Annotated in this window: 14 protein-coding genes; 3 read left to right on the plus strand and 11 right to left on the minus strand. The window is 72.2% G+C overall.

Annotated elements, in window-relative coordinates:
- Positions 1–35: 35 nt before the first annotated feature.
- The 5 genes from ATL40_RS12475 to ATL40_RS12495 all read right to left on the minus strand — a co-directional run bounded on the left by ATL40_RS12475 (position 36) and on the right by ATL40_RS12495 (position 5,019).
- On the minus strand, positions 36–1,328 hold the full coding sequence (locus ATL40_RS12475) for a CapA family protein (protein ID WP_098469824.1): 1,293 nt from the start codon (positions 1,326–1,328) through the stop codon (positions 36–38).
- A gap of 33 nt (positions 1,329–1,361) precedes the next feature.
- Positions 1,362–1,811 (minus strand): hypothetical protein, encoded by a 450-nt coding sequence (locus ATL40_RS12480; RefSeq protein WP_098469825.1) that lies wholly within the window; start codon positions 1,809–1,811, stop codon positions 1,362–1,364.
- Positions 1,812–1,883: 72 nt separating this feature from the next.
- Positions 1,884–2,624, minus strand: coding sequence for a glycosyltransferase family 2 protein (locus ATL40_RS12485; protein WP_098469826.1), 741 nt, complete (start codon positions 2,622–2,624; stop codon positions 1,884–1,886).
- Positions 2,621–4,015, minus strand: coding sequence for a PIG-L family deacetylase (locus ATL40_RS12490; protein WP_169925977.1), 1,395 nt, complete (start codon positions 4,013–4,015; stop codon positions 2,621–2,623). Before ATL40_RS12490 ends, ATL40_RS12485 begins: the two co-directional genes overlap by 4 nt.
- Positions 4,012–5,019, minus strand: a complete 1,008-nt coding sequence (locus tag ATL40_RS12495; RefSeq protein WP_098469828.1) for an acyl-CoA dehydrogenase family protein — start codon at positions 5,017–5,019, stop codon at positions 4,012–4,014. The genes ATL40_RS12490 and ATL40_RS12495 overlap by 4 nt, the downstream gene beginning before the upstream one ends.
- Positions 5,020–5,238: 219 nt before the next feature.
- On the opposite strand from ATL40_RS12495, the gene ATL40_RS12500 reads away from it, so the two are divergent.
- Positions 5,239–6,366, plus strand: coding sequence for a baeRF11 domain-containing protein (locus ATL40_RS12500; RefSeq protein ID WP_098469829.1), 1,128 nt, complete (start codon positions 5,239–5,241; stop codon positions 6,364–6,366).
- A gap of 5 nt (positions 6,367–6,371) precedes the next feature.
- On the opposite strand, the gene ATL40_RS12505 is transcribed toward ATL40_RS12500, so the two are convergent.
- The 5 genes from ATL40_RS12505 to ATL40_RS15710 all read right to left on the minus strand — a co-directional run bounded on the left by ATL40_RS12505 (position 6,372) and on the right by ATL40_RS15710 (position 9,776).
- Positions 6,372–7,034, minus strand: coding sequence for a DUF5701 family protein (locus ATL40_RS12505; protein ID WP_098469830.1), 663 nt, complete (start codon positions 7,032–7,034; stop codon positions 6,372–6,374).
- Positions 7,035–7,095: 61 nt separating this feature from the next.
- Complete coding sequence (locus ATL40_RS12510; protein ID WP_211283123.1) at positions 7,096–7,380, minus strand: YchJ family protein; 285 nt, start codon at positions 7,378–7,380, stop codon at positions 7,096–7,098.
- A gap of 109 nt (positions 7,381–7,489) precedes the next feature.
- Complete coding sequence (locus ATL40_RS12515; RefSeq protein WP_098469832.1) at positions 7,490–7,696, minus strand: hypothetical protein; 207 nt, start codon at positions 7,694–7,696, stop codon at positions 7,490–7,492.
- 35 nt (positions 7,697–7,731) lie between these two features.
- Entirely contained in the window at positions 7,732–9,051 is a 1,320-nt protein-coding gene (locus ATL40_RS12520) for an ISL3 family transposase (protein ID WP_425443381.1), read from the minus strand.
- A gap of 89 nt (positions 9,052–9,140) precedes the next feature.
- On the minus strand, positions 9,141–9,776 hold the full coding sequence (locus tag ATL40_RS15710) for an HNH endonuclease (protein WP_425443395.1): 636 nt from the start codon (positions 9,774–9,776) through the stop codon (positions 9,141–9,143).
- Positions 9,777–10,000: 224 nt separating this feature from the next.
- Between ATL40_RS15710 and ATL40_RS12525 the strand changes: the two genes are divergently transcribed.
- Positions 10,001–11,320, plus strand: coding sequence for an ISL3 family transposase (locus ATL40_RS12525; protein WP_425443336.1), 1,320 nt, complete (start codon positions 10,001–10,003; stop codon positions 11,318–11,320).
- A gap of 222 nt (positions 11,321–11,542) precedes the next feature.
- Positions 11,543–12,493 (plus strand): hypothetical protein, encoded by a 951-nt coding sequence (locus ATL40_RS12530; protein ID WP_143556976.1) that lies wholly within the window; start codon positions 11,543–11,545, stop codon positions 12,491–12,493.
- Positions 12,494–12,551: 58 nt separating this feature from the next.
- Here the strand turns inward: ATL40_RS12530 and ATL40_RS12535 are convergent, their stop codons facing one another.
- Positions 12,552–14,783, minus strand: a complete 2,232-nt coding sequence (locus ATL40_RS12535) for a hypothetical protein (protein ID WP_143556977.1) — start codon at positions 14,781–14,783, stop codon at positions 12,552–12,554.
- Positions 14,784–14,790: the final 7 nt, after the last annotated feature.

A 14,790-nucleotide genomic window follows, 5' to 3' on the forward strand; every position in this document is an offset into this window, starting at 1 on the left:
CCGCTCGCCCCAGCCGGGTGCCCCGCGTTCCTCCCTCAGCCGCGGGGCACCACCTCGGCTCCCGGTCCGCTCGGTGTCGGCGCCTCGGTGCGCTGCGGGGTCTCGCCCATCACCGCCTCGACCCGGCGCTGACGGTCCTCCAGTTCCTCGCGCTCCACCGTCAGCAGCGGGGTCTCGATCCGTTCCTCCAGCAGGTCCGGCATCGCATAGATCCGCTGACTCCCGGCGCTGTCCCCGGGCACCGCGGTCCACTCCAGCCCGCTGATGCGCACCGGGCCCTCCACGGGAACCTCCACGGTGGCCCACATGAACAGGCCCGTCCCGGTCTCCGGGCGGCAGCAGCGCCAGTCCTGGTTGGAGATGTAGTTGCCCTGCGAGTAGGCGACCCACATCCCCTCACCGCCCGGGCCGCCGTCGAGCAACTCCATGCGCTGGGGCACGTGCGGGTGATTGCCGATCACGAGGTCGATCTCGCCGCTCGCGGCGAGTTCCTGCGCCAGGCGGGTCTGGGAGTCGATCGGGTCGTCGGTGTACTCGGTGCCCCAGTGCAGCGAGGCGAGCACGAGGTCGGCGCCGGCCTCCCGTGCGGCGCGCGCCTGTGTGATCAGGGCGGGGCCGTCCAGCATGTCCACGCTCCAGGGGGCCTGGGCGGGAACGGGGATGCCGTTGGTGGAGTAGGTCTGGGAGAGTTGGGCCACGGTCACGGTGCGCCCGGCACGCTCCAGCGTGTACAGCTGCGGGGCGGCCGCCTCCTGCTCACTGCGGGCGGTCCCCACGTGGCCCAGTCCGGCGGCGTCCAGCGCATCGAGGGTGTCCACGATGCCCGTCCAGCCCTGGTCCACGGAGTGGTTCGACGCCGTGGAGCAGCCGTCCCACCCGGCCGCGGCGAGGTCCTCGGCCAGGCTGGGCGGGGAGGCGAACACCGGGTAGCCGACCGGCTCACGCGCCTCGGTGATCGGGACCTCCAGGTGGCACAGCGCGAGATCGGCGGCCTGTACCCACGCTGTGGTGGGCTCCCAGAGCTGGGTGAAGTCCCAGCCCTCGCCGGTGTCCGCGGCCGCGAGCACGCTGTCGTGCGGGAGCACGTCGCCCGCGGCGAGGATCGTGAAGGTGGCGTCCTCGGGTGTGGGCTCGGGGGTCGGGGTGGGCGACGGCGAAGCCTCCGTGGGCGACGGCGAAGCCTCCGTGGGGGTCTGGCTCGCCGCGGTGGGGCTGCTGCCGGGTGACGTGGCGGGAGAGGAGGCTGCGCCGTCGCTCGCCGGGCTGGAGCAGGCCGCGAGCAGGAGCGCCCCGGTGAGGGCGGCGGATACGGCGAGGACGCGGGTCACCCGGCCATTGTGGCCCGTCCATGCCCGGCCGCGTCAGACGAATGGCGCGAGCATCTCCTTAATGCGCGAACCGAGCGGCTTCACCTCGAAGGTGTAGGCGGCGGAGGTGGCCGTGTCGGTCAGGGTGACGGCGAGCAGCACGCCCTCCCGGCCGAAGGTCACGTGCAGGTGCTCGCGCGGGATCCGGTGCAGCGGCGTGAGGTGCCGGAAGGAGGCCAGGGCCCCCACCCGGTGGCGGCCCAGCAGGTACAGGGCGCTGTCCGAGAGGGCGAGCACCACGGAGGCGGCCTCCTCGGTGGCGTCCATGCCCGCCTCGGCGGCGGCGCCGAGCACCTCGGCCGCTCCCCCGACGGCGTCACCCAACCCCTGGCTGAGCAGCTCGGCGGAGGTGGTGCCGGCCGGGAAGACCACCTCGACGTCGGTGATCTCGTCCTGCGGCACGGCGGCCTGGGCGCCCTTGAGGGCAGCGTGCTTGTCGAGCATCGGGGGCTCCTCCTGGGGTGACGAGGCTGTCTGTCTGACCCTAGCCCTGCCGCCCCGCACAGGCGCGGGACATCACGCCCCCTCCCGCCGCGCCATCAGGTCCTCCCGCAGGTAGCCGGCGTAGCCCCCCGCGACCCTGCCGTGCAGCCGCCCGGAGGTGACGACCTCCGCCTCATTGCTCGCCACGATGCGCGCTCCAGCGCCCCGCAGCCGCTGCACCAGGTCCACGTCCTCGTGCTCGGTCATGGCGGCCACCCCGCCCACGGCCGCGTCCAGGTCGGCGCGCACCCCGAGGTTGGCGCCGTGCACGTGGCCGTTGGGGGTCGCGGAGCGGGTGGCGAGCCACGCGCGGCGGCGCCGGGGGTCGAGGCGGTCGGGCCGCACGGTCCCGATCACCACATCCGCCCCGGCGTTGGCGGCGGCGACCTGCGCCGTCAACCAGTTCGGCGGCACTCGCCCGTCGGCGTCGGTGTGGGCGATCCAGGCCCGCGCGCCCCAGTGGGTACCCAGCAGCGAGGCGGCGTGGCGCACCCCGGCGGCGCGCGCCGCGCCCACGTTGCCGGCGTCCAGGTGCACGATCGCCTCCAGCCGTCCGGCGGCGAGGTCGGCGGAGCGGTCCCGGCAGTCGTCCAGTACCAGCACGCTGACGCACTCCACCTCGGGATGACGGCGCGCGAGCGCCGCGCGCGCCGCGTCCAGTGAGGTCAGCAGCCTCGGCAGCAGGGCCTCCTCGTCCTTGGCGGGGATCACGACGGCGAGCGCCCGGATCGCCTCGATCGCGCCCGGGTCCCGGGGTGCCTCGGGCGCGGTCACAGGAGGCCGCTTCGCACGGCCACCGAGCGCGGGTCCCGGCTGTACACCTCGAGCAGCACATCGGCGTCGGCGTAGCGCGCGGTGCGCTCGATCCCCTCGCCGGCGAGGGTGCGGGCGAGCGCCTCGTGCGCATCGTCCCCGCTGCGGGCGTGGTGCTCGACGTCGTGGCGCCAGTGGCAGGCGAGGACCACGCCGTGAGGGGTGAGCTGGGCCGCGGCATCCTCGACGAGTCCGGTGAGGGCCTCGGGGCCGAGGTAGTACAGGACCTCCGAGAGCACGACCAGGTCGAAGGGGCCCGCCGGCAGGCCCTCGCGCACGTCCCGCACCTCCAGCCGCACGTGCGGGTGATCGCGGGTGGCCTGGCGCGCGGACTCGATCGCCTCCGGCACCACATCGATCGCGAGCACCTCCTCACATCGGCGGGCGAGGCGCTGCGTGAGGACCCCCACCGAGCACCCGACCTCGAGGGCGCGGCCGAAGCGTTCCTCGGGCAGCGCGGCCATGGTGAGGTCCCGCTTGCGCTGCTCGTACCACCGGGTGCGCAGGTGCCAGGGGTCCGGGCGGCGCCGGTAGGCCGCGTGGAAGTGGTCGGCCGGGGTGCCCTCGCCCGGGGTCCCGGTCCGCGCGGGCTGGGCATGGGCCACCTGGTCGCGCTCGGGGCGCGTCACCACGAACGTCTCCGCGCCCCGACCCGTGATGCGGCGCAGGTCGTGCGGCACCACGGGCGGCTCGCCCGCGGCCGACGGCGTCACCTGGGAGGTGTGGCAGTCCACGGCGCGGGCGCGGCGCGCGGCCGCCTCGCCCTGCAGGAGGAGCCGATGCATTCGGGCCCACGGGACCTGCGGGGTCTCGGGGGTGGCCCAGTGCCACATCCACAGGGGGTACTCCCACAGGGTGGTTCCACGCGTGGCGGCGAGCTCCGCAGCCACCTCCCCCAGGATGCGGTGGTCGCGGTGCGCATCGTCCCGCCAGGGCGCCACGATGGTCGTGATCGAGGGCTCCTGCTCCTCCAGCAGCGCGGCGAGGCGGGCGGTGAGGTCTGCGCGGTGCTCACGCACCTCGCCGTCGGGCAGCGCGAGCAGCACCGGCTCGAGGCCGGGCGCGAGCTGCTCCAGCGCCTCGCGGAGCTCCTCGGCCCTGCGTTCGGCGAGTGCGCCGTCGACCTCGCCGGCCGCGGCGGCGCCGTCGGTGGCGATGACCACCAGGGGCGGCCGGCCGAGGAGCGCGAGCTCGGCGATCAGGCCACCCGCGCCGATGGTCTCGTCGTCCGGGTGGGCGGCGAGCACGAGGGTGGGGCCCTCCGGCAGGCCGAGCCGCGGCAGGTCCTCGAGCCGGGGTTCGCTGAGCCAGACCGCCGCGGGGGTGCCGGGTTCGCGGGCGTCGAACCTCACCACGGTTCCTCACCCTCGGCGACCGCCCGGCCCAGCGAGACCGCCTCACGCCAGGGGTGATGCTGCCGCAGGTAGACCGCCAGATCGGCCTGCGTCTTGGCGTAGTCCTCCTCCTGGGTCAGGGGCGCGGGCCCGAGGGCCTGCGCGGCGGTGCGCATCACGTCCTCACACGCCTCGGCCACGGTGGTGCGCACCAGTTTCGCCACCAGGCGCCCGGGCATCCGGGGCGTGCCGTCCACGGCGTCGGCCCCCTCCTCCAGGGCGCGGCGCGCCTCGGCGAGGCGGGCGGTCACGCGCCCGAGGGCGTGCTCGAGCATCTCGGTCCCCGGCCGCGCCAGCGCCTCGGCCCGCACCCGACGGGCGATCCCGGCGGCGCCCCCGTACCAGCAGGCCGCTACGCCGATGCCGCCCCACCAGAAGCCGGGCCGGGTGAGGTACCAGCCCGCCTCTCCCACCGGGAGCGCGGGCGCCTGGTGGAAGCTGACGCCGAGGGAGGGGATCTCCTGCAGGCCGCGCGAGACCCAGGTGCCGCTCGCGGGCTCCACCTCCGGCTGGCACAGGTCGACGGCGAAGAGCCGCCGCTCGCCGTCGTCCAGGTGGGCCGTGACCAGCGCGCCCTCGAGGTCGGCTGCGAGGGAGCACCACGGCTTGGTGCCCTTCAGCTGCCACCCGCGCCCGCTGCGGTGGGCGCGCAGCGGTTCCCCGGGGCCTTCCGCGGCGAACACTCCCCAGGTGCTGGCGATCTCCAGGTCGCCGGGGAGGTCGTCGTCGGCCAGGCCCGCCTGATCGAGGATGGCGCGGGCGTCGAGCACGGGCTCCACGGCGCGGGCGACGGCGACGTCGCAGGCGGCGGTGGCCGCGAGCAGGCTCCACAGCGCCGCGGTGTTGCCGCCACCGGGAAGGTAATCGGGTCCCACCCAGTCGCGGGTGTGGTCCAGAGCGCGGGCGATCTGCTTCGGGGGGAGATCGCCGGCTCGCGGGGGGTCGAGTCGGATCAAGCTCATGGGGTCAGTTTGAGCAGCGGGTGATCCCGGGCGGAAGAGGGTCGCGAAGATTGCTCCGTTCCGCGCGATACCGGTGATCCCCGGCTGTGGCGGACGGGGTGGTGGCCGGGTGGCGGCCGGGGTGGTGGCCAGGGTGGCGGCCGGGGTGGTGGCCAGGGTGGCGGCCGATTCCCGGCGACCCCCTTCACGTGTGGCGGGGCACGTGCTTAGCGTGGAGAGATGCTTCCAGTTGATCTCCCCAGCATCACGGACATCACCACGCTCAGCACCGCACGCAGCGACGCGAGCGTCAGCATCTACCTGCGCTCCTCCCCGCAGCCGGCGCAGCACGAGGCCGTGCGGATCGAGTTGCGCAACGCGATCGACGAGGCGCGGCGCCACCTGGAGGCCGCGGACCTGGACCACGAGCGCATCGAGACCACGCTGGCGCCGCTCCACGCCGTGCCGGAGGACACCGACTTCTGGGACCACCAGTCCACCTCCATGGCCCTGTTCGCCGCCGACGGTGAGCTGCACGCCTTCCGCCTGGCCAACCGCGTGCAGGCGCGGGTGCGGGTGAGTGACCGATTCGACGTCGGGGCGCTGCTGCGCGCCCGCACCTTCCCGCACGGCGGCTACGTGCTCGGGCTCGCGGAGGACCACCAGCGCCTGTGGCAGGTCCACCCGGACGCCCCGGCGCAGGAGATCCCGCTCGATCTGCCCCACGACCTCCACCTCGCGCTGGAGCACGCCCACAACCACGGGCAGGCCGATGCGCCCCGCGGCCGCGGCAACCTGGGTGACCAGCCCGGCCGCGAGCGGTTGGCGGCCCGGGTGCAGGAGGAGGTGCTGCGCCATCTCGACGGCGAGCATCCGCTGATCCTGGCCGCCACCCCCGATCTGGACCCGGCCTATCGGGCGATCAACACCTATCCCCGCCTGCTGGAGGGTCGCATCGAGGCGCACCCCACCGCGCTGGACTCCGAGGCGGCCGAGGCGCACGCCCGCGACCTCCTCGACGCCGCCTATGCCGCGCAGATCGACGCCTGGCGCGAGCACTTCGGTACGCGCCGCAGCAACGGGTTCGCCACCAGTTCCCTGCGGGAGGTGGCGGTGGCCGCGACCCTCGGCCAGGTGGAGGACCTGCACTTCGACATGGACGAGGAGACGCAGGGCACGATCGACGAGTTCGGTGCGATCCAGCGTGCGGACTCCCCCGGGCCGCGCACCTACGGGGTGGTGGACGAGATCGCGGCGCGTGTGCTGGCCGCGCACGGCAGCGTGTACGCCGTCCGCAACGCCGACCTGCTCGACGGCTCCCCGGTCGCCGCGCTGCTGCGGGTCCCGAAGGACACGCTCGGGCTGTAGCGGGTCTACTTCCCGGCCCGGCCCGCCGCCGAGGCGAAGCCGAGCCAGGTGTGCCGGTTGCGCCACCAGCACCAGCCCACCTTCGGTGCACCCCGGCGAGCGGCGCCGTCGCGCCCGGTGCCGCCGCTGATCCACAGCGCGGGGGTGCGCGAGTCGTAGCCGCCGCGCGGTTTGGGGCGGCGGGTCGCGATGGTCATGAAGCAGTGGTTGGGTTCGAGGCGGCCGGGTTCCTGCAGCAGCCAGCTGATGCCCTCGTGCAGGGTGAGCGGGCTGCGCTCGTCCCCGGCGAGCGCGGTGAGCGCTTCCTCGGGCGAGGCGCCGCGCAGGTGGTCGCCCCGGTCGATCCCGTGCACCAGGTACAGCGGCGCGGGCGGGAGTTCGACGGTGGGGACGGTGGTGAAGTCCTCCAGGTCGCTCCAGTCCTCCACCACGAATCCCGGCCTGCCCTCGCGTGCCAGGAGCGGGGCGAGGGCGCGCGCCGGAATCAGGTCCGGGTGCAGCGCGAGGAGCGGTGTGCCCGACGGCGCCGCCTGGCTCTGGAGGTCAGCGGCAGCGTCCCCCAGGTCGCCTTCCGTGACGCCCGCCAGCGCGGGGATGCCGAGCTCGAAGTAGCGCTGGAGCTGGCTCGCGAGGTCCGGGAGCGGTTCGGGGTGGGCGGATGCGGTCATGGATGTCCTCTCACGTGCCGGGAACCGATCAACGCCCGCGGGGTGCTGGGTGTTCCCGGGGTCACGTGAGGATGTCGCCGTCCACGTAGACCCAGGCGCCGTTCTGCCGTGTGAAGCGGCTGATCTCCTCGAGCACGTCGCGGCCGGTCGGGGTGCGGAAGGACGCGCGGAAGTGCACCGTACCGGTGTCGTCGCTCTCTCGGCCCGCGGTGGTCTCGACGATCTGCAGGGCGACCCAGGTGGTGTCGGGGTCCGGGCTCAGGTCGGCCGGCCTGGTGCTCGGGTGCCAGGTGCGGGCGACGTAGGCCAGGTCGCCGAGGGCGTACGCGGTGAACCGCGACCGCATGAGAGCCTCAGCGGTGGGGGCGTTCTGCTCGCCGGTGAGGTAGGGAGCGCAGCAGTCGGCGAACGGACGGCGGCTGCGGCATGGGCACGGCGGCGGGCCACTACCCACGCTAGACGAGGTTCTCGAAGTCACGTCGCACAGTCTTCCATCGCTCCTTGGCGGAACTCACGTGCGTCTCTAGGAGGGCGAGGTCAGGCAGGGACTGTATGGCGACCTGCAGCGGCTGACCATCCAGGACTTCCAGCGCCGGAAACGCCTCGACCATGACGGGAGCGACATGGGACCGCACGTCGCCCGGATCAATGGTGAGCAGCATGGCATCAAAGAGGCTCTTCGGACATCCGGTGGGGGTCAGGGGGTGAGTCCGCCGGCGGCGAGGAGCATGCGTAGGCGGTAGTTGTCGCGGTTGCGGTAGCCGCGGGCGAGGCGGCGTGCGAGCTCGACGATCCCGTTCACGGCTTCGGTGCCGCCGTTGTTCGCGCGGCCGGTGGTGAAGTAGGCCAGGAACGCCTCGCGCCATTTGCGTAGCGTGCGGCCCAGGCGCGCGATCTCCGGGATCGGGCAGGTGTGGAACGTGGCCAGGATCTTCTCGGCCAGTGCCCGGCCGTGGGTGGTGTCCCTGGCCTGGTAGGCGGCTCGGAGGTCCTGGGCGCAGCGCCAGGCGATGTAGACGGCTTCGTGGGCGGGGTCGGCCTCGATCGCGGCCGCGAGGCGGTTCAGCTGCTTGTCGGTGAGGTTCTCTGCCCCGGCTCGCAGCAGGCGCTGGATGCCGTAGAGCGGGTCGCCCTTGCGGCCTCGATGCCCGGTGGTGTCTTGCTGGACCCTTCGTCGGACTTCGTCCACGGCCTGGGTGCCGAGCTTCACGACGTGGAAGGCGTCCAGGACCGCGACGGCGTCGGCGAGCTCGTCATCGATCGCGCTCTTGTAGCCCCCGAACGGATCCAGTGCCGCGATCTGGATCCCGGACCGGAAGACCTCTCCGCGCCCGGTGAGCCAGTCGGCGTAGGCCTTCTTCGACCGTCCTGGCACCAGGTCCAGCAGTCGGGCGTGGAGGCGGCCCTTCTCGTCGCGGGTCAGGTCGACCATCCCGGTCAGCTCCTTGGGTCCCTTCCTACGGGGGTCGCCGTGGTGCCAGATGTGTTCATCGACCCCGAGCGAGGTGACCCCGGCGAACCGGGACTCATCAGCGTCCAGCCGCTCCAGTTCGGGTCTGATCGCGCGCCAGGCCGTCTTCCACGCGATCCCGAGCTGGCGTCCCAGCCCGCTGATCGTGGCGTGCTCACGCCGTAGCTGATCGATCGCCCACCCGATCGCGCGAGTCGTGACCGATCCCCGCGCCGCGACCAGGCCCGGGACCTGCTCGCTGAACATTCCGCGCGGGCACCCCGGATCAGGGCAGCGCCACAATCGTTGCCGCCAGAGCAGTTCCACACGTGCCCCGGCGTGGGGAACATCGTGGAGGCGCCGCATCCGACGGCCGCGGCTCGCAGCCACGACACCGCAGTCGGGACAGCCCATCAGACGCCACGGCGTCGAGACCGTCACCGCGAGCAGGTCCGCCTCGCGCTCCACCGCCTCGACCTGCACGCCCGGCAAGCCGAGCAGCACGTCACAGCGCGAGCATGGATCCGTGGTCGCGGGTCCCGCAGGGCACCCCGTAGCGTTGGTCAACGTCGAGGTCTCCGGAACGAACAGTTGCTTGGTCGCTACTGATCATCGGGGACCTCGACCCCTACCCCCGGACTACCGCGCCGACACCCTTACTCCCCACCGGATGTCCGAAGAGCCATCAAAGAGGCGTGAACATCTTTGCGAAGGAGCAGCCCACCTCGCTCGCGATGCACTGGAGTCTCGGCGTAGGAATACAGATGCGCGGCATCGAGAACGTCCGCGGGATGACTTCCCGTAACAGCGCACACCTCCCCGTACCGGTCCAGCAGCTTGCGCCGGAAGGCACCTTGCATTCGTCGCACCTTTGCTCTTGCCTCCGCAAACCCGCCAGAATGAACCCACTCATCACCCACCTCCACGGCCAACCCCCCGTCAAGTCCCTGATGACGTGCGATGAATGAGCGCGCTCGCGATGCGTCGAGCCGGCGAATCGCATTCCGCACATCGCCGTGCACATACGCAACTTGCAGATCACCCACCGGCGCTGGGGCAACAAACTCGAGCCACGTCTCTGCGTAGATCGCAGAGAACTTCTGAATCCGCGAATCCCTCCGGACCAGTTCGGGAAACTCGTTCCCGCACTTTGAGCAGCGATACTTTAGGGCCCGAGACTTGCGGGCCTTCCATTTAGATTCCGACCCGCAAAACGGGCATGCCCACCCCGCCTTGACGCCCTCGCTCGTCTCAATCTGCGCGACAACCGCCCAGCCATAGGCAAGGTGCATATCGCGAAGTATCAAGACGTCGCCACGCTTTACCTGCCGACAGTTTGGCACCTTCGAGTCGAAGTCATAATGCACGCCGACGGCATCGTTGTAGCGGTTCGCAAAGGGGCTCTTCGGACATCCGGTGGGGAGTAAGGGTGTCGGCGCGGTAGTCCGGGGGTAGGGGTCGAGGTCCCCGATGATCAGTAGCGACCAAGCAACTGTTCGTTCCGGAGACCTCGACGTTGACCAACGCTACGGGGTGCCCTGCGGCACCCGCGACCACGGATCCATGCTCGCGCTGTGACGTGCTGCTCGGCTTGCCGGGCGTGCAGGTCGAGGCGGTGGAGCGCGAGGCGGACCTGCTCGCGGTGACGGTCTCGACGCCGTGGCGTCTGATGGGCTGTCCCGACTGCGGTGTCGTGGCTGCGAGCCGCGGCCGTCGGATGCGGCGCCTCCACGATGTTCCCCACGCCGGGGCACGTGTGGAACTGCTCTGGCGGCAACGATTGTGGCGCTGCCCTGATCCGGGGTGCCCGCGCGGAATGTTCAGCGAGCAGGTCCCGGGCCTGGTCGCGGCGCGGGGATCGGTCACGACTCGCGCGATCGGGTGGGCGATCGATCAGCTACGGCGTGAGCACGCCACGATCAGCGGGCTGGGACGCCAGCTCGGGATCGCGTGGAAGACGGCCTGGCGCGCGATCAGACCCGAACTGGAGCGGCTGGACGCTGATGAGTCCCGGTTCGCCGGGGTCACCTCGCTCGGGGTCGATGAACACATCTGGCACCACGGCGACCCCCGTAGGAAGGGACCCAAGGAGCTGACCGGGATGGTCGACCTGACCCGCGACGAGAAGGGCCGCCTCCACGCCCGACTGCTGGACCTGGTGCCAGGACGGTCGAAGAAGGCCTACGCCGACTGGCTCACCGGGCGCGGAGAGGTCTTCCGGTCCGGGATCCAGATCGCGGCACTGGATCCGTTCGGGGGCTACAAGAGCGCGATCGATGACGAGCTCGCCGACGCCGTCGCGGTCCTGGACGCCTTCCACGTCGTGAAGCTCGGCACCCAGGCCGTGGACGAAGTCCGACGAAGGGTCCAGCAAGACACCACCGGGCATCGAGGCCGCAAGGGCGACCCGCTCTACGGCATCCAGCGCCTGCTGCGAGCCGGGGCAGAGAACCTCACCGACAAGCAGCTGAACCGCCTCGCGGCCGCGATCGAGGCCGACCCCGCCCACGAAGCCGTCTACATCGCCTGGCGCTGCGCCCAGGACCTCCGAGCCGCCTACCAGGCCAGGGACACCACCCACGGCCGGGCACTGGCCGAGAAGATCCTGGCCACGTTCCACACCTGCCCGATCCCGGAGATCGCGCGCCTGGGCCGCACGCTACGCAAATGGCGCGAGGCGTTCCTGGCCTACTTCACCACCGGCCGCGCGAACAACGGCGGCACCGAAGCCGTGAACGGGATCGTCGAGCTCGCACGCCGCCTCGCCCGCGGCTACCGCAACCGCGACAACTACCGCCTACGCATGCTCCTCGCCGCCGGCGGACTCACCCCCTGACCCCCACCGGATGTCCGAAGAGCCCGCAAAGGGATCGCTGAGCTCTCTGGTGAAGCAGCTCCAGAACGTGGACACCTGGGCAGCTTCTCACCATTCGAGTCCGCAGGCCACCCACGCTCAGATCGAGACGTCGCGTCCCCGCGCACCAACAACGTCCACGCCCTACCCTGGAGACCACGGCGCGCCGCGGCCGGCGCGGCGCCCATGAGCCCGGGAGTCACCGTGGCCCAGACGCTCCGCCCGGCCCGCGCACTGGCCGGAATCACGCTCTCCACCGCGCTGCTCGCCGCGTGCTCGACCACGGCGGGAGGCGACGTCGGGAGCGATCTGGAGGCTGCGCCGTCGGACACCCCGACCGCGGCCGCCCAGACCGAGGCAGCCCAAACCGACGCCACCGGGGCCGAGACCACCTCGGCCGCCACGACTCCCGAGCCGACCCCGACCACTCCGGACCCGCAGGCGATCCGGCAGGTGGACCCGGCCACGCTGGAGTGGATCTGGTGGCAGGACTTCGCCGCCCAGGAGCCAGTGGACGTCACCGCGGCCGACGAGTTCGGCCGCACCTACACGATCGGCGATCCCGCCTACTCCGATGCGGACGGCGATGGCCTGGAGGACATGGTCGTCAGCCTCGCCCAGCTGGACGGGAACGGTTACCGCGAGCAGTGGTTCCTCTGGCTCGCCGAGGCCGAGGGCGCCCCCACCCAGGTGCTGCCGCCCGTCACGGGCATGGCGCGGTGCGGGGACGCCGTCGAGTCCGTGGAGCCCACCGAGGGCGGCTTCCTGGTGCGGGAGTTCCTGAGGGAGCCGATCATTGACGATCACCTGGACTGCGCCGCGACGGGCACCTACGAGGTCACGCGCCGGGTGGGCGCGGTGCGCGACGGCGATACCACCCTGCTCGTGGACCTCGCCGATCCGCGGGGGTACGGCGGGCTGTGCCCCACGCACCCACGCACCGAGATCGCACCGGTCACGGTCTGGGGCGGCCTCACGCCGCGGATCGACGCAGCCCTCACGATCGACGGCGAGGAGCGCTTCCTCATACCCACCCACGGCCACACGATGACCGCCGGAGCCGAGCCGATGCTCCTGGCCTCGACCTGGGCCGTGGGCGAGAGCTTCGGGGATCGGATCTGCGTGTGGATCGACCCGGTGCGGTACGAGGGCTGAGCAGCGTCAACCCCGCTGCGGTGACCTGCCCGCGGACTCCACGGGCAGGTCACCGCCGCTACGGGATCGGCGTGGCGGCCGCTACCAGGGCTGCGAGGTCCGGGATGTGCCACGCCTCGGGCCCCGCGTCGCTCCCACCCAGGAGGTAGGCGCCGTCGTCCACCAGCGTGAGAGACCCGTCATACCCATACGCCGAGACGGGGACGGGGAGCCAGGACCACGTGGCGCCGTCCGCTGAGGTCAGGAGTGCCGGGCCGTCGTACGCCGGGGTGTTCACGGTGCCGACCGCCAGAAGACCGTCCGCGGCGTTCAGGCTGCCGATGCTCACGCCGTCGGGCAGTTCACCGACCTCGGTGAGCCCACCGTCCGCATCCAGCGCCAGGACCGCCTGCCCGCCCGACACCGAGCCCACGATGTAGGTGGCCTCGCCCATCAGCGCACACGCACCGAAGCTCGAGACGTCGCCCGGCGCGGTGACATCCAGGCGCTCCACGCCGGCCGGGTCTCCACGCCACAGCGCCGGGATGGGCTCGGGCAATGCCGAGTCCACTTCCCCGGTCACGAGGAAGGTGTCGCCAGGTGCGCTACAGATGGTGTTGGCGCCCGAGCCTGCCTCCGAGGAGGCACCGATCTGGTCGGGACTCCAGCGGTCGAACGCATTTCCGTCCGCAGAGGTGAGGATCGCCAGCTCGGCGCGACCATCGTTGAGCGTGAAGGACGGGCGAGCGCTGGCCGCGAGGACCCATCCGCCATCAGTGGGTCGAAGGAAGCCGCCATAGAGGCCGTCCAGGTCGCCCTGTACGGGCCCCCATTCACTACCGTCCGTCATCCGCTCCGCGGTCCATCGCCACTGATCGCCCTCCCCGTCCGACACGTCAACGCGCAGCGCCGAGGCCCCGTCACCTACGGTCCACAGGGGGGCGGGTTCGGAGGCGGTGACAGCGCCCGGGGTCACCTCCACCGGCCGGAAAGCCGCGCGTGTCTCCCACGCGCCGTTCAACTCGACCCTCAGTTCGCTCCGGATCGCCGTGGTCAACAGCGGCATCGTCCCCTCCGCAACCCGATCGATCAGGCCATATGCGGGGTCAACGCGATTGAGCGGCGGGCGGTTCTCCCAGGATTCGCCGGTGAGCGCCGAGACCTGGAACAGGCCCCTACTCCACCGCACCACATCGGCGGACGATTCACGATCCGGCACGAGCAGGCTCGACGCGCCGGGTCCCCCGTTGAACGGCTGCCCGGCACAGGCGCCGGACTCGGCCCACCAGCCATCGTCGGCCAGGGCGTACACGCACCCATGAACGCTGGTGCTGGCCGTGACGTACACCGCCGCCCTGCCGTCGGCGAGCAGGCCGGGGGCGCCGACCACGGCACTGCTCACGCCCTCGCTCCTCCACGGCGTGTACTCCCGGTTCTCGCGGTGCGTGAAGCGCCCGTCCTCCACCCACACGGCGCCATCGGGCGAGGTCAGCGCGAGCGGGCGCCTGTTCCCGGAGCCCTCGACGCGCGTGCCGAGGATGGTCCACTGACCCTCGGCGAACACCGCGCCGGAGGCATCCTCCAGGGACGTCTCGGCCACGCCGCTCTGCTCCGTGAAGGTCTCACCGCCGTCGCCGGAGAGCCAGGCGGCGGTCTCGGTGCCCTTGGCGAGCACGAGGATGCCCTCCTGCGTGGCGGCCAGCCCCTTCGCGGACCACGAACCCTCGTCGGCGACGGACAGCAGGCGGGCTCCCTCGGCGTCGACCACCAGGAGCACCAGGCCCTCGGGGGTACCGCCGGCGGCGTAGACGGTCTCCCCCACCACGGCGACCTGCCACAGCCGCATGTCGTCGGCCTCGGGAGGAAGGGCAACCTGGTCCCACGACTCGCGATCGAGGGAGGTCGCCACGAACGGCCGCCGCAGGCCCTCGGACCAGGTGGTCCCGACCACGGCGGTCAGCTCGGGCGAGGACCCCGCGGCGAGGGTCAGGACCTCTCCCTCCAGCCCGAGGTCCATCTCGACCTGCGAGGCGGCGCCGTTGCTCACCGACCAGGCCATGAGGTGCGCGTTCTCGGGGCCCGGGCCGTAGGCACGGGCGAGCACCATCGCATCGAGGTCGTCTGTGGCGCCCGCGGCCGCGATCCCGAGCACCTGCGGCGAGCCCGCATAGAGGTCCTCGCTCACCGTGAGGGCCTCGAAGAACTGCGTCGGGTCCACCGGCGTGCTCTCAGTGGAGGACCCCGCTCCGGCCTCGGTGTCGGACGAACCGTCACCGCCGTCGGGAGTGCAGGCAGCGATAGCGACCGCCAACGCTGAG

Source organism: Serinibacter salmoneus (assembly GCF_002563925.1).
Lineage (GTDB): Bacteria > Actinomycetota > Actinomycetes > Actinomycetales > Beutenbergiaceae > Serinibacter > Serinibacter salmoneus.

Bases quoted from the DNA above. Each gene is read 5' to 3' on its own strand.
- ATL40_RS12515 (WP_098469832.1), bottom strand. From the start codon at position 7,696: ATGCTGCTCACCATTGATCCGGGCGACGTGCGGTCCCATGTCGCTCCC.
- ATL40_RS15710 (WP_425443395.1), bottom strand. From the start codon at position 9,776: ATGCACCTTGCCTATGGCTGGGCGGTTGTCGCGCAGATTGAGACGAGC.
- ATL40_RS12505 (WP_098469830.1), bottom strand. From the start codon at position 7,034: ATGACCGCATCCGCCCACCCCGAACCGCTCCCGGACCTCGCGAGCCAG.
- ATL40_RS12480 (WP_098469825.1), bottom strand. From the start codon at position 1,811: ATGCTCGACAAGCACGCTGCCCTCAAGGGCGCCCAGGCCGCCGTGCCG.
- ATL40_RS12495 (WP_098469828.1), bottom strand. From the start codon at position 5,019: ATGAGCTTGATCCGACTCGACCCCCCGCGAGCCGGCGATCTCCCCCCG.
- ATL40_RS12510 (WP_211283123.1), bottom strand. From the start codon at position 7,380: ATGCGGTCGCGGTTCACCGCGTACGCCCTCGGCGACCTGGCCTACGTC.
- ATL40_RS12500 (WP_098469829.1), top strand. From the start codon at position 5,239: ATGCTTCCAGTTGATCTCCCCAGCATCACGGACATCACCACGCTCAGC.